Raw genomic sequence first — 18305 nt, 5'->3', positions numbered from 1 at the left:
GACCGGTCCGCCGCCGGCCGGCCCGCCGGCGGCGGGGGAGTCGCCGGCCCGACGACACGCCGGCCGCGTGGCGGGTCCGGGAAGGGCGGCTCGCCGCTCGGGCGGGGCGGCTGGACGCCCTGGCTGTATCTGGCGCCCGCCCTCGTCGTCCTCGGCGGGCTGCTCGTCTACCCCATCTACCAGCTCGGCCTGATCTCCTTCTTCGAGTACACCCAGGCACAGGTCAGCGGCGGCGAACCGGCCACCTTCCAGGGCTTCGGGATCTACGCCGAACTGTTCGGCGACGACCGGTTCTGGCGGGTGCTGCTGGCGACGGTCCTGTTCGCGGCGGCCTGTGTCGTCTCGACGCTGGCGGTCGGCTGCGCGCTCGCCGTGCTGCTCACCCGGGTGCGTGCCGTGCCCCGGCTCGCGCTGATGCTGGCCGCGCTCGGCGGCGCTGATCGCGTTTCTCGCGGCGACCGCCGTGACCCGATTCCGGTTCCGCCTCCGGACCACCTTGCTGATCATGTTTCTGGTGGCTCAGACGGTGCCCGTGGAGGCCCTGACGATTCCCTTGTTCTTCCTCATGCGGGACGCCGGCCAGCTGAACACGCTGGGCTCGCTGATCCTTCCGCACATCGCCTTCTCGCTGCCCTTCGCGATCTGGATGCTCCGGGGATTCGTGAAGGCGGTTCCGGAGGCTTTGGAGGAGGCCGCGTACATCGACGGGGCGAGCCGGGCGCGATTTCTGTGGCAGATCCTTTTCCCGCTGGTCTTCCCCGGGCTGGTGGCCACGAGCGTGTTCTCCTTCATCTCGGCCTGGAACGACTTCCTGTTCGCCAAGTCCTTCCTCATCAGCGACACCTCCCAGTCCACCCTGCCGATGGCCCTGCTGGTCTTCTACAAGCCGGACGACCCGGACTGGGGCGGTGTCATGGCGGCCTCCACGGTGATGACGATTCCGGTGCTGATCTTTTTCGTACTCGTACAGCGACGGCTGGTCTCCGGGCTGGGCGGAGCGGTCAAGGACTGAGGACATGAGCGCACTTCCCCACGACCGGTTCCCGGACCTCCCCGTGCAGCTGATCCCGGCCCCGAGCAGCTTCGGGACCCCGGCCGGCGGGGGCCAGGGGTACCGCATCGACGCCGGGACCGAGATCGAGGCGACCCCCGGCACCGAGCGGGTCGCGCGGTGGCTGCGTACGACGCTCGGCGCGGCGACGGGATATCCGCTGCCGCCGCACCGCGACAACGCCCATCGGATCCGGCTGCGGATCCTCCCCGACCTCACCGGGGAACCCGGCAGCCCCGAGGCGTACCGCGTGGGCGCCGACGGACCTGTGCTCGCCGTCGACGGGGCGAGCGAGACCGGCGTGTTCTGGGGCGCCCAGACCCTGCGTCACCTGCTCGGCCCGGACGCCTTCCGCCGGGCCCCGGTCGCTGTCAGGGAGGAGTGGGAGTTCCCCGCGGTCACCCTCCACGACAGCCCCCGCTTCCGCTGGCGCGGCCTGATGCTCGATGTGGCCCGGCACTTCATGCCCAAGGACGGCGTCCTGCGCTACCTCGATCTGATGGCCGCGCACAAACTCAACGTCCTCCACTTGCACCTGACGGACGACCAGGGCTGGCGCGTCGAGATCGAGCGGCACCCGAAGCTCACCGAGACCGGTTCCTGGCGGGCCCGCACGAAATTCGGCCACCGGGCCTCACCGCTGTGGGAGGAGAAGCCGCACGGTGGTTTCTACACCCAGGACGACATCCGGGAGATCGTCGCCTACGCGGCCGAACGGCATATCACCGTGGTCCCCGAAATCGACCTACCCGGCCACTCGCAGGCCGCCATCGCCGCGTACCCGGAACTCGGCAACACCGACGTCATCGACACGACCTCCCTCCCGGTCTGGGACAGCTGGGGCATCTCCGCCAACGTACTCGCTCCCACTGACAACACCCTGCGGTTCTACGAGGGGGTGTTCGAGGAACTCCTCGGTCTCTTCCCGTCGGAGTTCATCCACATCGGCGGTGACGAATGCCTCAAGGACCAGTGGAAGCGGTCACCCACCGCGCAGGCCCGCATCGGGGAACTCGGACTCGCGGACGAGGACGCGTTGCAGGCCTGGTTCGTCGGGCACTTCGACAGGTGGCTGTCCGCGCGCGGGCGTCGGCTCATCGGCTGGGACGAGATCCTGGAGGGCGGTCTCGCCGACGGGGCGGCCGTGTCCTCCTGGCGCGGGTACCAGGGCGGGATCGCGGCGGCCCGCGCGGGCCACGACGTCGTCATGTGCCCCGAACAGCAGGTGTACCTGGACCACCGTCAGCACGACGGCCCCGACGAGCCGGTCCCCATCGGGTACGTCCGCACGCTGGAGGACGTCTACCGGTTCGAGCCCGTGCCACCGGAGTTGACGCCGGACGAGGCCCGGCACGTCCTCGGCACCCAGGCCAACCTGTGGACCGAGGTGACGGAGGACCAGGCCCGCGTGGACTACCAGGCCTTCCCGAGGCTCGCCGCCTTCGCCGAGGTGGCCTGGAGCACCCTGCCCGCCCCCGGGGAACGGGACTTCGCCGGCTTCGAGCGGCGGATGGCCGCCCACTACCGCGTGCTGGACGCCCTGGGGGTCGGCTACCGGCCGCCGGCGGGGCCGCTGCCGTGGCAGCGGCGGCCCGGTGTGCCCGGCCGGCCGATCGAGGGGCCGCCCCCGAACAGATAGCGAGGGGCTGATCCCTGTTTGCTCCCCGGCTGTCCCTGGCTGTCTCCGGCTGCTCCCCGGCCGGCGGAGCCGCGCAGGGCCCGCCCGAACACGGGCGGGAAAAAGGCCGTCAAGGATCACCGAAGAGTGTCAATCGGAATGCGCGGGCGATGCCGTGCGAAACCGGACCATCTCCCTGGTGAGACGGGCGAATGCCTCCTAGCGGACCCCCGTCTTCGGGCCCCGCGAAGATGTGCCAGAGTTGCCACATCCGCCCTGTCAGCACGTACCGTACGGCAGCACAGGTGGACCAGGTGGGACCAGGTGGGGCAGCGGGAAGGGGCAGCCGGTTTGACCACGCACACACCGCAGGCGGCGCAGGCCGTCACGCTGCCCACGACGCTGGACGAAGCGGTGGCGGCACTCGCGACCATGCCCGCCGCCGTGCCCGTGGCGGGCGGCACCGACCTGATGGCCGCCGTCAACTCCGGCCAGCTCAGGCCCGCCGCGCTGGTCGGCCTCGGCAAGATCAGCGAGATCCGCGGCTGGCAGTACCAGGACGGCCACGCCCTGCTCGGCGCCGGCCTCACCCACGCCCGGATGGGCCGCCCCGACTTCGCCGCCCTGATCCCCGCGCTCGCGGCCTCCGCGCGCGCGGCCGGCCCGCCGCAGATCCGCAACGCGGGCACTCTGGGCGGCAACATCGCCTCGGCCGCCCCCACGGGGGACGCGCTTCCGGTGCTGGCCGCCCTGGAGGCGACACTGATCATCGCGGGACAGGGCGGAGCCCGCCGGGAGATCCCGGTGTCGCATCTGCTGGCCGGCATGGAGATGCTGCGCGCCGGCGAACTCATCGGCTACGTGCGCGTGCCGCTGCTGCACGCCCCGCAGGTCTTCCTCAAGGCGACCGGCCGCACCGGTCCCGGGCGCGCCGCCGCCTCCGTCGCCCTCGTGCTCGACCCCGCCCGGCGCGGAGTCCGGTGCGCCGTCGGCGCCATAGCGCCGATGCCGCTCAGGCCCCTGGACGCCGAGCAGTGGGTCGCCCGGCTGATCGACTGGGACAACGGCCGCGCGATCGTCCCGGAGGCGCTCAGCGCGTTCGGCGAGTACGTCGCCGCGGCCTGCATCCCCGACCCGGCTCCGGCCGGGGACGGCTCCGTACCGCAGCATCCGCCCGCCGTACTGCACCTGCGGCGCACCGTCGCCGCGCTGGCCCGACGAGCACTGGGGAGGGCGCTGAAGTGACCGACGACCAGCACGGAGAGGGCATGCCCCAGAGCGCGGGCCGCTGGGACCCGCTGCCCCAGGGCGACTACGACGACGGCGCCACCGCCTTCGTGAAGCTCCCCGAAGGGGGCGTCGACGCCCTCCCGCTCGCCGCGCCCGGTCACGGCTATGTGCCGCCGCAGATCACGGTGACCCCGGCCACCACCGCGGGCACCGACCCGGCGGCCACGGGCTCCTGGACGATGCCCGCCGCGCCCGCCGACGGCGTCCAGTGGCCCGACCCGAACGCGGTGCCCCACGGCACCGGGGACGACCGGTTCACGTACAACCCCGGTGCCACCGGGCAGTGGGCCTTCGAGGAGACGGGGGCGGCGGACGCCGCGCACGCGACTCCGGCGCCGGGCCACGACGTCACCGGGCAGTGGTCGATCCCGGTCGCCGGTGGCGACCTCCCGGACGAATCGGGTGAGTTCACCACGTCGTCCCTGGTGGAGCAGTGGGGCGGCACCCCACCGGCCACCCTCCCCGGCGGCGCCTCCGCGCCCTGGGCCACGGAGGCGGCGGGCCGGCCCTGGGGCCGGCCGTCGGACACGGCGGACCAGCCGGCGGAGCCGCACGCGGCAACGGACGCGGCAACGGACGCGGCAACGGGACACGACGCAGGGCGGTCCGGACACCCCGGACACCCCGGACACCCCGGACACCCTGGGCAGCCCGCGGAGGACGGGCATGGGTACGGGCGGCCGACGGGGCCCGCCTACGACCGGCCGATGGGTGACGGACAGGGGTCCGGGCACAGCCAGTCGGTGGGCGACGGGCACGAGCAGCCGGACGCGTTCGAGGGCGCTCACGAGCAGCGGGTGACGCACGGCGGGGAAGCGCCGGGTGCGCACGCGCCGGAGCGGTTCGCGCCGGATCCGCAGGGCGTGGAGTCGCACGGGGCGGGGGCGCGCGTATCGGATCCGCACGCGCCGGATCAGGACGCCGCCGGGCCGCACGTTCCCGAGCCGCACGCCCCCAGGACGCACGAGCCGGAATCCCACGCACCGAAATCTCACGCACCGGAATCCCACGTACAGGATCCCTACGCCCCGCAGGCGCACGCGTCGGGGACGTACGCAGGGGAGCGGTCCGCGCCCGAGGCGCACGCGCAGGCGGAGCCGCACCCGAGCGGGCACGCGCCCGAGCAGCCCCATGGGCACGCCTTCGAACAGCGCTACCCGGACGCTTCCGACCAGCCTCACGGACACACCTCCGAGCGGTCCGCCGCCGAGGCGTACGCGGACGCGCCCGCCGAGTCCGCCGGGGACGCCTCACAGCCCGCCCACGGGCCCGGTGAGGCCGTGGAGGCGGCAGAGCGCGCCCAAGAGGCCGCGGAGGCCGTGGAGGCCGCTGAGAGGGCCGCCGAGGCCACCGTGGAGCACGTCTCGGGCGACGCGACGGACACCGAGCCCGGGCTGGACGCCGCCGAGGAGGCCGCCGCCGCCCCGGAGGCGGGCGACGAGGCACCTCCGCCGTCGGGCGAGGAACACCCCCTGGCCTCCTACGTCCTGCGCGTCAACGGCGTGGAACGCCCCGTCACCGACGCCTGGATCGGCGAGTCGCTGCTCTACGTGCTGCGCGAGCGGCTCGGCCTCGCGGGCGCCAAGGACGGCTGCTCGCAGGGCGAGTGCGGGGCCTGCAACGTCCAGGTCGACGGACGGCTCGTCGCGTCCTGCCTGGTCCCGGCCGTGACCGCGGCCGGCAGCGAGGTCCGTACCGTCGAGGGACTCGCCGTCGACGGGCAGCCGTCGGACGTGCAGCGGGCGCTCGCCAGGTGCGGCGCGGTGCAGTGCGGCTTCTGCGTGCCGGGCATGGCGATGACCGTGCACGACCTGCTGGAGGGCAACCCCGCGCCGAGCGAGCGGGAGACCCGGCAGGCGCTGTGCGGAAACCTCTGCCGCTGCTCCGGCTACCGGGGCGTCGTGGAGGCGGTCAAGGAGGTCGTCGCGGAGCGCGAGGCACACGCCGCGGCGGACACTGAGTCGGACGCGGACGAGCCGCGTATTCCGCACCAGGCGGGTCCGGGCGCCGGCGGCGTCAACCGCTCGGCGTTCGAACCGGCCGAGCACGACCAGATGTTCGGACACCGGCACGGACCCGGACCCGCACAGGGACCCGGGCAGGGACCCACCGGACAGGGACAGGACGGAGGCCAGGCGTGAGCAACGAAGCCGCCACCGCGACCACCACCGCCGCGGAGGCAGCACCCGCCCCCGAGCCGATCCCGCACGGCCTCGGCGCGTCCCTGCCGGCCGTCGACGCCCGCGCCAAGACCGAGGGCACCTTCCCGTACGCGGCCGACCTGTGGGCCGAGGGCCTGCTGTGGGCGGCCGTGCTGCGCTCCCCGCACCCGCACGCGCGCATCGTGTCCATCGACACGTCCCACGCGCGCGAGATGCCCGGCGTACGGGCCGTCGTGACCCACGAGGACGTGCCCGGCACCCCGGTGCACGGCCGGGGCAGACCCGACCGTCCGGTGTTCGCCTCCGAGGTCGTACGCCACCACGGCGAGCCCATCGCGGCGGTCGCCGCCGACCACCCCGACACCGCGCGGATGGCCGCGGCCGCCGTCATCGTCGAGTACGAGGTACTCGACCCGGTCACCGACCCCGAGCAGGCCTTCGAGGCCGAGCCGCTGCACCCCGACGGCAACCTGATCCGGCACATCCCGCTGCGCCACGGCGACCCGGAGGCGGCCGGCGAGATCGTCGTCGAGGGCCTGTACCGCATCGGACGCCAGGACCCGGCCCCCATCGGCGCCGAGGCCGGTCTCGCCGTGCCGCGGCCCGACGGCGGCGTCGAGCTGTACGTGGCCTCCACGGACCCGCACACCGACCGCGACACCGCCGCCGCCTGCTACGGCCTGGAGGCGGAGCGCGTGAAGGTCGTCGTCACCGGCGTCCCCGGGGCCACCGCCGACCGCGAGGACCAGGGCTTCCAGCTCCCGCTCGGCCTGCTGGCGCTGAAGACCGGCTGCCCGGTGAAGCTCACCGCCACCCGCGAGGAGTCGTTCCTGGGCCACGTGCACCGGCATCCCACCCTCCTGCGGTACCGCCACCACGCCGACGCCGAGGGCAGGCTGGTGAAGGTGGAGGCGCAGATCCTGCTCGACGCGGGCGCGTACGCGGACACCTCGTCGGAGGCGCTGGCCGCCGCCGTCTCGTTCGCCTGCGGCCCGTACATCGTCCCGAACGCCTTCATCGAGGGCTGGGCCGTCCGTACCAACAACCCGCCCTCCGGCCATGTGCGGGGCGAGGGCGCGATGCAGGTGTGCGCCGCCTACGAGGCGCAGATGGACAAGCTGGCGAAGAAGCTGGGCGTCGACCCGGCGGAGCTGCGCCTGCGCAACGTGATGGCCACGGGGGACGTCCTGCCGACCGGCCAGACGGTGACCTGCCCGGCGCCGGTCGCCGAACTCCTGCAGGCGGTCCGGGACTTCCCGCTCCCTCCGCTGCCGATGGACACGCCCGAGGACGAGTGGCTGCTGCCCGGCGGCCCCGAGGGCGCGGGCGAACCGGGCGCGGTGCGCCGGGGCGTCGGCTACGGGCTGGGCATGGTGCACATGCTGGGCGCGGAGGGCGCGGACGAGGTCTCCACGGCGACCGTCCGGGTCCAGGACGGCGTGGCGACGGTGCTGTGCGCGGCGGTCGAGACCGGCCAGGGCTTCACCACGCTGGCCCGGCAGATCGTCCAGGACACCCTCGGCATCGACGAGGTCCACGTGGCCCCCGTCGACACCGACCAGCCGCCCGCCGGACCGGGCTCCCGCGGCCGTCACACCTGGGTGTCGGGCGGCGCGGTGGAACGCGCGGCCAAGATGGTCCGTACGCAACTGCTGCAACCCCTGGCGCACAAGTTCGGCATGTCCACGGAGCTGCTCCAGATCACCGACGGCAAGATCACCTCGTACGACGGAGTGCTGTCGACCACCGTCACCGAGGCGATGGACGGCAAGGAGCTGTGGGCGACCGCCCAGTGCCGGCCGCACCCGACGGAGCCCCTGGACGAGGCCGGCCAGGGTGACGCCTTCGTGGGCCTCGCCTTCTGCGCGATCCGCGCGGTGGTCGACGTCGACATCGAGCTGGGCTCGGTGCGCGTGGTCGAGCTGGCGCTCGCCCAGGACGTCGGCCGGGTGCTGAACCCGGCCCAGCTGGCGGCGCGCCTGGAGGCGGGCGTCACGCAGGGCGTGGGCATCGCGCTCACCGAGAACCTGCGCAGCGCACGCGGCCTGATCCGCCACCCCGACCTCACCGGCTACGCCCTGCCGACGGCCCTGGACGCCCCCGACATCCGGATCGTGAAGCTGGTCGAGGAACGCGACGTGGTCGCCCCCTTCGGCGCGAAGGCGGTCAGCGCGGTACCGGTGGTGACCTCTCCGGCGGCGATCGCCTCGGCGGTCCGCGCCGCGACGGGCCGCCCGGTGAACCGCCTCCCGATCCGGCCGCAGGCCGCGGTGGTGACGACGCAGTGACCGGGGCGGGGCCCGAGCGGCCGAACCGGCCGAGTACCGGGAAGCGCCGGCCGGCAGTCCTGGTGGGACGAGAGCGGTCATCCGGATGAGAGCCGGCCGCGGCCGCGGCCGGAGTCACGGTGGTTCGGGTGACGTCGGCGGGGTGCGGTGACGGTGGGAGTGAGAGGGAGGGTTCCGCCGAGGAGCTGATCAAGGCGGCGGAACACTGGCGGGGGAATCCGTCCGGTCCGGGGACGCGGCGAGGGCCGCGCAGACTCTCACCGGGGTGAAGGAGTTCTCGTCGTCCGACGCCGGTGACACGCTGCCGGAAGCCGCGCGGACCCTCCATGACACATACGCGGCGGCGTACCGCGTGTCGAGAAGCACCGCCATCGCGATCCGGGCGTCGAGGAGCGACGGCGAGGGCGAGGGGGACGAGGACGGCGACGGGGCGAGGCCGACCTGACCCTGCTCCGCTCGGCGACCCTCGCGCTGGTGACGGCACTCGGCTGTGCGGACAGCGGCGGGCTGCCGGAAGCGGCCGGCTGAGCCGGGAGCCATCCGTCGGCCTGCGTCATGACGCAGGATCCGGGCCCCGCCGTCGTCCTCGTCACCGGCGTCATGGCCGGGAGGGAACGAGCCAGGTGGTTCGAGCGTCTTCTGGTGCGGGAGCGTGTGGTCCGCGGGCGTTGTCAGTGGTGCCGCGTAGTGTTCTGGGCAGTGGGGGACGGCTGCCGGACCTGGCCGGCTGTGCGTGCTCTGCGCGGGGACTGTGGGCACGTACAACGGGGGAACACATGGGCACGACCGACGTCTGTCCGGCGACGATCACGCTGACCGGGGCCGAGCTGGACCGGTACATCGCACACGGGACGACGCGCCGCTGGCTGACAGGCCCCGGACTCGCGGGCGACGGCGGCCAGTTCAGCTTCGCGGTACCGCGCGGAGCGGGCCTGCGGACGGCGGCGGCCTCGAAGGGCGACCCCGACCGGCTGCTCGTGCGCGACCTGCGGGACCTGCGGGCTGTGCGGGCTCAACTGGTCACAGGCGGGTCGGCGGGCCCCGGCGGCCTGGACACGGAGTCGGTCGTGCTGGACGGCGTGACCGGTGAGCTTTCGGCGATGTCGGGCTTTCCTCACCGCCCCGATGTGATGGCCGCCCGCCCGCTTGCTCCCTCGCTCGCGACACTGACGCGGTTCGCCGCGGTGGCGGACGAACTGGCGTGCCTGCGCGGCCGGTTCGCCGCGTATGCGGGACGGCTGGGGCCGAAGGCGGTCGCCCAGGCTTCCCGGCAGCTGCTGGCGGTGTTCGAGGACGGCACGAGCGGCGAGCCGGCCCCGTTCCGGAAGATGGCGGCCCTGATCCGCCCGCTGTCGCTGGTGGCGGGCCCCGGCACGGACTCGGGTCTGGCACTGCGGTTCCCGGCCCGGCTGCTGGACCAGGAGTTCGGTCAGGGCAGAGTGGCGCGTTTCGAGGACGTCGACTTCCCCACGACTCTCACGCACGAGCCGACCCGCCGCTTCCTCAGCGGGGTCGGCCTGCCGGAGCACGGCTACCTCTTCCACCTGGACACGGACATGCCGCTGCCGACGCTGGCCGAGCACTACGCCGAGAGGGGCCAGTCGATCGAACTCCCGGACCGGGCCGATCGGTTGGTACGCGTCGGGCATCTCGTCGAGGGCAACAGCCTGGTCATCGACGGCGCGACGGGCGCGGTCCTGAACTGGAACGAGCTCGACGCCACCCTCTACCCGCTGAACACCGACGTCTCCACCCTGGCCCTCACCCTCTGGCTGCTCCACCGCGAGCGGGCGATCGACAAGGACCTGGCCCACGAGCTGACGACGGACACGTACGACCAGCTGGCGATGACGATGATCCAGGTGCTGGCGAGCCTGGACTCGACGGAGTCGAAGGCGGGACCCCTGGCGGGACCCACCGCGGCGGCGACAGCCGGGACACTCGCCGGGACGGCAGCCCGAACCGACTGGCACTACTGGACGGCACGGTTCCAGGACGAGGCGGGTGGGGTGCTGTGACCGGCACGGGACACCCGGACATCGCCGTCCGCCCGGCCGACCCCGGCGACTGACCCGCCGTGGCCGAACTCCGCCGGCGGTGGATCGTGCGTAACGGCGCCACCCCGCAGGGACTCGACCGCGAGGCCTGGCTTCGAGAACTCGCCGCGCCTGCTGCAGGTCCGCGTCACCGGGCCGACGTCCTGATCCGGACGAGGCGGGTCTTCTTCGGAGGCCGTGGCGGGATTCGAACCCGCGTAACTCGCTTTGCAGGTTTGTCCGGGCCGGTCAGAGCATGATCCAGAGTTGTTCACCCGCGTTCGAACCCGTACTTGAGGCGTGATCGCCGGTGCATGGTGAACGGCTTTGGACGGTCGCGTACGGGGATGAACGAGACGGAAACTGAGACGGAACCAGGACCGCTGGCCTGTGAGGAACTGCGTACAACGCATGGATGCCACAGGTAGGTTGGGGCGGGGAGACCATCGAGAAAGGTGGTCTAGTGCACGGTTCCACTGTCGCCACAGTGATCGTCACGGTGTTCGGGGTCGCCGCCCTTGTCTTGGTGAACCTCCGGGCCTTGTTCGCTGAAGCGGCGCGCACTTTGCGTGCTTGGAAGACCCTTCGTCGGGTGTGGCGAGAGACGGAGGAGTCCAAGGACTGATAGGTGACGCACGTGTGGCCCACCTCTTCACGGGTGGGCCACACGTGCTTGGCTTCTGAGGTGGTGCCGTCGCCCCATGGCGATGGTCGGTGCCATGCTCTGAACAAGTCCTCCGATGCCCTGCGAGGGTTGCCAGTTGCGGCCGATACTGATGCAGAGGCCAATAGGGGAGGGACATGGAAACGTTCGACCTGAGTCGACTGACGGACTTCGACTTCGAAGCTGTTTGCAAGGATCTGCTTGAAGAAGAGCTCGGCATGAGACTTGAGCTCTTCGCCGCCGGCGCGGATGGAGGTGTCGACCTGCGTCACCTCTCCTCGGCAGGAGAGTCGCTTATCGTGCAGTGCAAGCACTGGCACAGGTCTGGACGTGCAAAACTGATCGAGCACATTGCGAATGCCGAAGCGGCGAAAGTGGCGAGACTGAAGCCTCAGCGGTACATCCTCGCGACATCAGTTTCCCTCACTAAAGGCGCCAAAGACAAGCTATTCGAGATTCTCAAACCCCATGTGAAAACCCCCAGCGATATCTATGGAAAGGAAGAAATAGACGCTCTTCTGCGCAAACGCGATCACGTAGTCCGCAGGCACCTGCGCCTGTGGCTCACGAGCGCTTCAGTCCTCAATACGCTACTGGCCAAAAATGTGGTGACGCGTTCCCAAGCGTTGGCTCAAGACTTCGATAGCACGCTTCGGACCTATGCCGTCAACCCTAGCTATGAAAAAGCCCTGGAACTCCTTGAGAGTAAACATGTATGCGTAGTCGCAGGAATCCCCGGAATTGGCAAGACGACGCTGAGTCAAGTTCTCAGTGCGCACTACATGGCCATGGGGTATGAGCTTGTGGAGATATCGGAGGATTCTGACGAGGCGAATCACCTGTGGAATGATGAGCTGAACCAAATCTACTATTACGATGACTTCCTCGGGCAAACCACGTTCGATGAGAAACTTGGGAAGAATGAGGATAGTCGACTTCTCTCGCTGATGAAGCGAGTCTCGAAGAGTCCAAATAAGCGCTTCATTCTCACGACTCGCGAATATATTCTCGCTCAGGCTAGGCAGCGATACGAGCGCCTCGACAGGCACTCGTTCGACATGTACACCTGCGTCATCGATCTAGCAGACTACACGTACCAAGCTAGAGCATCCATTCTCTATAATCACGTCTACAATTCGGCGCTTCCTCAGACCGTAAAACAGTCATTCGCAGACGCCGAAGTGTATCGCCCGATTATCCAGCATCGGAACTTCAACCCGCGAATTATCGCTGTCACGCTCGCAGAGTCCGAACTGCTCTCAGGTGTTCGCGAATCGCTAGCTAGCGACATCATCGCTAATCTCGAAGACCCGCACCGAGTTTGGGATCATATCGTCAGAAATCAGCTAGGTGAAACTGACGTGAAGCTACTCAAACTCATCCTTTCCTTCATGTCGGATATTCGCCTGGACGACTTGCAAGAACTCTGGATGGAGTGCGGCGAGCCTTTGCGTGGCCTGCGTAGTGCGCTGGGTGTCCTTGATGGGACCATGCTGAGAAGCGTGCATGAGTACGGGGCCGTGTACGTCGGATTCCACAACCCATCCGTCCGTGACTACCTGGTGAACTATGTGCAATCGGACATGGGTGAGGTTATTTCACTCATCTCCCTAGTAAAGAGGTACGAACAGCTGGAAGCCCTCTGGCTTGTATTCCCTGCTCCGGGTGGGGGCCCTATGGCTGAGACCTATAGGAAACGTCGCGAGCAGATTGAACAAGTTGCATGCACGGTCTTCCATGCTGAGCCCGTCAATCTCCGACCTCCGCACCGAAAGGACTATGTGCGTCGCTCCTGGCTGTGCCTGGAAATGGGCCTTGACCTTGATTCGGGGATCATCCGGGAATTGGCTCTTGACACGGCTGCCGATGCAGACACCGTGCTGAACGCCTCTGGGTCGACGGATCTTCATGCACTTCTGCAGACCCTGGCTCGATCGAAGACGCCGAGGGCCGAGGAGGTTCTCTCTGACTGCATATCTTGGGCCGTCGAATGGATTATGGGAGATCTAAGCGACTGGAACTTGATCGAAGAAGCGGAAGACTTTCTACGTGGAATTGATCACTACGATCCCGGGATCGAGGTTGCGGAGGCTTTGCAGCGGTTGGATTCGGTGCGCGATGACTATGCCGAAGCGGCCTTCGAAGATTGGGCGCAAACTCACCGCGACCCCGTAACCTCTGGGTCGGAAATGAAGGAAGTCATCGAGTATTACCAAGCTGACGGCTCGACTGCGCCATTCGACATGAGCGAGTACGACGCGGTGTTGCAACGCTTGGACGAGTTTGACTCGGAACACCAGACGCCCTTTGTTCCTCCGGGGAAACCGGGTTCCGGACTCACATGGAATGCGGCAAGAGAGGTGGAAAGCATGATGCAAACCCTTCGGGAATCGTCTGATTGATCAGGTGCCCCTCGGGCTGTAATTCAGACTCGTTCAGTCGCTTTGAATTTGGTTCGTCCTGGCGCCGGGTTGTGAAGGGCTTCAGACAGTCCGGTGCGGAGCGGCCTTGCCCACGGTGGTGTCCTGACCTGCATGCCGCCGACGTGCGACCCTTGGCATCGAGCGACGGAGCGACGCGAGAGGAACCGAAGTGCCGAAGGCCAGTCCACGCGGAACCTACCTGGTCATTGCTGAAGCGCTGCGGAAAGAGATCAAGGAGGGTGAGCCCCTGCCGTCTGAGGCGGCACTCACGAGTTCGCATGGCGTCTCGCGCAACACCATCCGTCGCGCACTCAAGGCCCTCGAAGCTGACGGCGTGGTTGAGTCCGCGCCTGGGATCGGATGGCGCCCTGCCCGGAGCGGTGATCGGCGATCCTTGGACGAACGGATGGTGGACGTGATCACCGAGGATTCGCTGTCGGTGGGCGACGCGTACCCGTCTGAAGCGAAACTGTGCGAGCGGTTTGGTGCGTCCCGAACTGCCGTACGGCGCGTCCTCGCACAGATGGAAGGGAACGGCTTGCTCGCCACTGTTCACGGAAAGGGGCGCACGGTACGTGCCCTCCCGACTCCCACCGCGCGGCCGTAGTCTTGGCCGACATGGGACTGACTGAGTGGGCCTACCGGCTCTCCGAGACGATGCTGTCCGAACCGCTGCCACGCCGCTGGGCACATTCCCTCGGGGTCGCCAAGCGTGCTCGCTCCCTGAGCCCCATCCTTGGCAACGACGCGGAGCTACTGGAGGCCGCCGCCGTGCTGCATGACGTCGGGTACTCGCCGGCCATCGCCACCACAGGCTTTCACCCGTTGGACGGCGCGCGATTCCTTCGAGACCAGGAACGAGGAGACGAACGGGTGGTGCGTCTCGTGGCGCACCACTCTTGCGCTCTCCTTGAAGCCGAGGAACGGGGACTGAGGCAGGACCTGGAGGACGAGTTCCAGCTAGAGCGCCCGGACCTGGTCGACGCGCTCCTTTACTGCGACATGACGACAACGCCGGACGGGACGCAGACCACGCCAGCCGAAAGGCTGGACGAGATCGTGCAGCGGTACGGCCCGGACACGATCGTAGGACGGTTCATCCAACGCGCAGCCCCCGAGATCCATGCAGCGTCGAAGCGTGTCGGGGAGCGGATGGCGGACGCCTCCGTTGGTGGTCAGCCGATGTAGGGCTCTCGCCGCGCATCATCGAGACCGTGCCGGATGCGCAACATCATCGAAGGGTGGATGTCCAGCCGGTCAAGGTCCGCCGGATCAATCCAGCGGACTTCTTTCGATTCGCTGCTTGTCCGTAGGGAACCGCCGACCGGGTGAGCTCGGAAGCAGATGGAGAACTGTTGCCGGACCTCGCCGTCGTCGTACGCCAACACGTGCTCGGGGTCGGTGTAGAGCCCGACGATGTTGTCTACCTCAACGTCGATACCGGTCTCTTCCCGTACCTCACGAACGACCGTATCCGCGATGCGCTCGCCAATGTCGTGGCCACCACCGGGCAGGGCCCAAAGGTCGTTGTCGGTCTTGTGGATGAGCAACAGCCGCCCCGCATCGTCCCGAACAACCGCCGTCACCGACGGGATCACCGAGTTGGCCTTAGGGGCGTGCGGGTCGCGGAAGTAGTCAATCCGGCTCATCAGTGTGTGCCTTCCCAGTCGGCGGGTGACGAGATCGGACGGGCCGACTGCCACACCTTTTCAACGCTCTCAGCGTAGGCGTCGAAGAGTTCACCGCCGGGGACGCGCCGCAGATGGAGCACGGGAGCCATGTAGGCGCCGACCCCGAAGAGGTGGCCGTTCGCCAGCATCTCGTCATCGGCCCGGTAGATCGAGTTGTAGAGCGTGGTGCCGTGCAAGCGGAACTCGACACCCGGGAGACCAAAGAGCGGGGCGTAGTTGATGAGGGCGTTGCGAATCTTGCCCGCCATCGCGGCGCCGATCCCTTCGTCCTCGCCCCTCACGGCCACGGCCGGCGACTCGGGTTCTCCCAGCATGAAGCGGATGGGCACTCCGTCGGCCGCCTTCTCCTTCACGATGCGGTGAAACGTCGCGTCCTCGGTGAGCCAGAACCCCGAGTACACCAGTAGGTCAAACTGCCGCGTCGCCTTGGAGTACAGGTTCGTCCAAAGGGTCTGCATCACGACGGACCGGTGCGGATACAGCCTGACCAACTCCGCGTTGCCGGTGGCGGTCACCTCGGCCGACGTTCGTTCGTCCGGCCAGAGGTACGAGACTTCGCACTTCAGAAGTGAGGCGGTCGCGTACTGGAAGCGGCGATACGGCTTGCGCTCCGGGTCGTTGATCCAGCGTTCGACTGTCTTGGCCGCGACACCGAGACGTTCGGCGACCTCATCAAGGGTCAGGCCCAAGTCGACTATCGCGCCGCGCAGTCGCTCGTTCGCCACGTCCAACCTCCGCTCACTCGGGACGACTTGGTACGACTTCACGCTAGCTAAGAACGACCTGAGTCGTACAGGTGCGAAGTCGAGCGTCGCGGTCGCCGACGCCACTCTGTAGGTACATCGAGCGCGAGGGGCGCGCGAACTCAAACAGCCGAAGGGCTTGACGGGGCGAACTCCCCTCTGCAAGATGAGGAACACGTAATACATGTTCCTCTCGATCGGATCGCTTCGGCGACCCGGTCGAGCGCACGACAAGGGGCCCGGGACAGAGCGGGCCGAGGGACCCGGACCCCTGGTCAACCGGAGGGCTTAGACCGAAAGGTCACGTCTCCATACGCCTGAAACGGGAGCCCGTGTTCCCGAAGGAGACAGCGCACCACCTCGCATCACAGCCCCACTGCTTCGCAGCGGTGGCCCGTGTTTCCGGCGCGGCGGCACTCCCGGACAGGACAGCCCGCCGCGCCTGGTCTCCCGTCCCGACGTTCCAAGGAGAGATCCACCATGCGTATGCGCACCTTCGTCGCCGGTCAGGAAGCGCACGGCGACATCGAATTCGCGGAACTGGCGCTCGGTATCGACGTCGACCTGTTCCGGGGCCCGCTGGAGTCCGAGACGGACGGCGAGCGTGCCGCCCGTGAGGACGCGGCCCGTGACATCCTCGCCGACCTGCGCGCGGAGGCGGAGGCCGGTGACGAGATCGCCGGTTGGGACGCCCTGTACGCCGACGCGCTGACGCGTACGGTGCCGTTCCTGCGTGCCGTTCGCGGCCACCGGTCGGGGACGGGGGAAGCGGCATGAGCGAGACACGCAAGCCTCTGACGAAGGTTCAGATCGGTGTCCTGACGGCCGCGTTCGTGCCCATGCTCGCCACGGGCGTGATCGGCGGTATCGGTACGTACAGCAACATCGGGCACGCCTACGGCACCGGTACCGCCCTCGGTGCCCTCGGTGCCGGTGAGGGTGCCACGGCCGTTCTCGCCCTGGTTCTGCTGGGACTGACCATGTTGGGGCAGTCCTCGCCCCGTGTCGTACGGATCGGGCTGTGGGCACTGCCGGCCGCCGCCGCCGTCATGGGCGCCATGGCCGCGCCGGACCCGGGACGGACCGTGATCTACGCCCTGACCCCGATGGGCATGTCCGTGTCGGCGGAGGGCATGGCGTTCCTTGCCCGCCGGATCGTCGTCCACACCGACGGCCGCGACGCGGAGAACGAGCGGCGCACCGCCGACATCGTGCAGGCCCTCGCCTACCACCGGGCGCGCGCCGCACACCACCCGGTCGACCGGGTGCGGAAGCGGTCCGATCGGGCGTCGTGGCGTCTGGCCCGCAAGGTCGGGGTCGGGGATGCCGCGCTCGGATCGAGGCTGATGGATGTCCAGCGCGACCGGATCGCGGACGGTGCGGATGCCGCGCTCGCGTCGATGTTCGGCGGTACGGCCCCCGCCCTCGCGCCGGTTCCTGACGTGGACGCGAATGCGGAGGAATCTACCGAGACCATGAGGAATCGGTCTATGGCTGACCTGCGGGAATCGACCCCGGCGCCGTCGGTGGTGCTGACCCGCTTGTCCGCACCCGATCCGGTGGCGGTCGACTTCATGAAGTCGACTCTTCCCTTCAAGCCTGCCCCGGCGCTCGCCTCGCCGGCCGGGCGGCGGGCGGTGGCGGTCGACTCCCCCCGATCCCGTCGGGCGACCGGCCGGGTTCCCGACGTGGCCCGGTCGCCCCGACCGAAGCGCACGGCGGATCAGTTGCTCGCTGAGGCCCGCACCGCGACCGCCGATTGGCCGGACAGCCGGATCACGGCGGAGGGCATCCGCCGTGAACTCCGTACCTCGCCGGCGAACGCGCGGACGCTGCGGGACACGATCCTCGCCGAACGTGCCGCCGACGGCGGTAAGGCCGCGTGAAGCGGCTGACCCTCGCCGACTGCTTCGACCCGGACGGCGAGCGCTTCGGTATCCCCACCTACCCGTGGCGATACGCCCCCGACGACTTGGCCACCCGCCGCCAACTCCGCACACGTGGACTGCGCCCGGGTGGTCAGGACATCGCGGCACAGATCCTCCGGCCGCGCCGTCGGCGCGAACCGTTGACCGCGTACCTGTACCGGGTCGACCTCGCCCGTCCGGTGCGGCCGATGACTCCGGCGAGGTGGGTAGCGCTCGCCAAGGCCAATGCCGCCCGCCGCCGTTGTCCCGAGTGCGGCCGGGACGCCGGATACGTGATCCCCACCTCGCTCGGAGCCTGTGTGACCTGCGCCTTTCCCGAGGAACAGCGCGCCGCTTGAACTACCCCGAACCCGGGTCCGGCCGCCCACCTTCCACAGCAAGCCGGCCGGACCCTTCGACTCCCGAAGGAGT

At 69.2% G+C, this 18305-nt stretch carries 14 protein-coding genes and 2 pseudogenes; 14 read left to right on the top strand and 2 right to left on the bottom strand.

The window, feature by feature from the left end; translation table 11 throughout:
* The 11 genes and pseudogenes from ACWD0J_RS30910 to ACWD0J_RS30860 form a co-directional block, all read left to right on the top strand.
* A pseudogene (locus ACWD0J_RS30910) lies at positions 1 to 432 on the top strand (carbohydrate ABC transporter permease); the annotation flags it as partial.
* Positions 428 to 1012, top strand: a pseudogene (locus ACWD0J_RS30905) (carbohydrate ABC transporter permease); the annotation flags it as partial. The pseudogenes ACWD0J_RS30910 and ACWD0J_RS30905, both read left to right, overlap by 5 nt.
* A 4-nt stretch (positions 1013 to 1016) precedes the next feature.
* Complete coding sequence (locus ACWD0J_RS30900; RefSeq protein WP_451499136.1) at positions 1017 to 2690, top strand: beta-N-acetylhexosaminidase; 1674 nt, start codon at positions 1017 to 1019, stop codon at positions 2688 to 2690.
* A 330-nt stretch (positions 2691 to 3020) separates the two neighbouring features.
* Complete coding sequence (locus ACWD0J_RS30895) at positions 3021 to 3914, top strand: FAD binding domain-containing protein (protein WP_451499135.1); 894 nt, start codon at positions 3021 to 3023, stop codon at positions 3912 to 3914.
* Complete coding sequence (locus ACWD0J_RS30890; RefSeq protein WP_451499134.1) at positions 3911 to 6100, top strand: 2Fe-2S iron-sulfur cluster-binding protein; 2190 nt, start codon at positions 3911 to 3913, stop codon at positions 6098 to 6100. The genes ACWD0J_RS30895 and ACWD0J_RS30890 overlap by 4 nt, the downstream gene beginning before the upstream one ends.
* The gene (locus ACWD0J_RS30885) at positions 6097 to 8409 is read left to right on the top strand and encodes a xanthine dehydrogenase family protein molybdopterin-binding subunit (protein ID WP_451499133.1); all 2313 of its coding nucleotides are present in this window, start codon (positions 6097 to 6099) and stop codon (positions 8407 to 8409) included. Before ACWD0J_RS30890 ends, ACWD0J_RS30885 begins: the two co-directional genes overlap by 4 nt.
* A gap of 265 nt (positions 8410 to 8674) precedes the next feature.
* A complete protein-coding gene (locus tag ACWD0J_RS30880; RefSeq protein WP_451499132.1) occupies positions 8675 to 8854 on the top strand; it encodes a hypothetical protein in 180 nt (59 codons plus the stop codon).
* Between the two features lie 331 nt (positions 8855 to 9185).
* Positions 9186 to 10427: an SUKH-4 family immunity protein gene (locus ACWD0J_RS30875; protein WP_451499131.1), complete on the top strand. Its 1242-nt coding sequence runs from the start codon at positions 9186 to 9188 to the stop codon at positions 10425 to 10427.
* 819 nt (positions 10428 to 11246) lie between these two features.
* Positions 11247 to 13511 carry an nSTAND3 domain-containing NTPase gene (locus ACWD0J_RS30870; RefSeq protein ID WP_451499130.1) on the top strand — a complete coding sequence of 755 codons (2265 nt, stop codon included), beginning with the start codon at positions 11247 to 11249 and terminating at the stop codon, positions 13509 to 13511.
* 190 nt (positions 13512 to 13701) lie between these two features.
* Positions 13702 to 14139, top strand: a complete 438-nt coding sequence (locus tag ACWD0J_RS30865) for a GntR family transcriptional regulator (RefSeq protein ID WP_451499129.1) — start codon at positions 13702 to 13704, stop codon at positions 14137 to 14139.
* An 11-nt stretch (positions 14140 to 14150) separates the two neighbouring features.
* A complete protein-coding gene (locus tag ACWD0J_RS30860; RefSeq protein WP_451499128.1) occupies positions 14151 to 14720 on the top strand; it encodes an HD domain-containing protein in 570 nt (189 codons plus the stop codon).
* Here the strand turns inward: ACWD0J_RS30860 and ACWD0J_RS30855 are convergent.
* Both ACWD0J_RS30855 and ACWD0J_RS30850 read right to left on the bottom strand, forming a co-directional pair.
* Positions 14708 to 15181 (bottom strand): NUDIX domain-containing protein, encoded by a 474-nt coding sequence (locus tag ACWD0J_RS30855; RefSeq protein ID WP_451499127.1) that lies wholly within the window; start codon positions 15179 to 15181, stop codon positions 14708 to 14710. The genes ACWD0J_RS30860 and ACWD0J_RS30855 overlap by 13 nt on opposite strands.
* Entirely contained in the window at positions 15181 to 15948 is a 768-nt protein-coding gene (locus ACWD0J_RS30850) for a helix-turn-helix domain-containing protein (RefSeq protein WP_451499126.1), read from the bottom strand. The genes ACWD0J_RS30855 and ACWD0J_RS30850 overlap by 1 nt, the downstream gene beginning before the upstream one ends.
* A 504-nt stretch (positions 15949 to 16452) precedes the next feature.
* Between ACWD0J_RS30850 and ACWD0J_RS30845 the strand changes: the two genes are divergently transcribed.
* Genes ACWD0J_RS30845 through ACWD0J_RS30835 form a run of 3 tightly spaced genes read left to right on the top strand, consistent with a single transcriptional unit; the run spans position 16453 to position 18232 of the window.
* Positions 16453 to 16743, top strand: a complete 291-nt coding sequence (locus ACWD0J_RS30845) for a hypothetical protein (protein WP_451499139.1) — start codon at positions 16453 to 16455, stop codon at positions 16741 to 16743.
* On the top strand, positions 16740 to 17852 hold the full coding sequence (locus ACWD0J_RS30840; RefSeq protein WP_451499125.1) for a conjugal transfer protein: 1113 nt from the start codon (positions 16740 to 16742) through the stop codon (positions 17850 to 17852). Before ACWD0J_RS30845 ends, ACWD0J_RS30840 begins: the two co-directional genes overlap by 4 nt.
* Positions 17849 to 18232: an RRQRL motif-containing zinc-binding protein gene (locus tag ACWD0J_RS30835; protein ID WP_451499124.1), complete on the top strand. Its 384-nt coding sequence runs from the start codon at positions 17849 to 17851 to the stop codon at positions 18230 to 18232. Before ACWD0J_RS30840 ends, ACWD0J_RS30835 begins: the two co-directional genes overlap by 4 nt.
* Positions 18233 to 18305 lie beyond the last annotated feature (73 nt).

Source organism: Streptomyces sp. NPDC003011, assembly GCF_053591515.1.
Note: the sequence above shows the minus strand (reverse complement) of the source record. Positions and strands in the feature narration are given on the sequence as shown.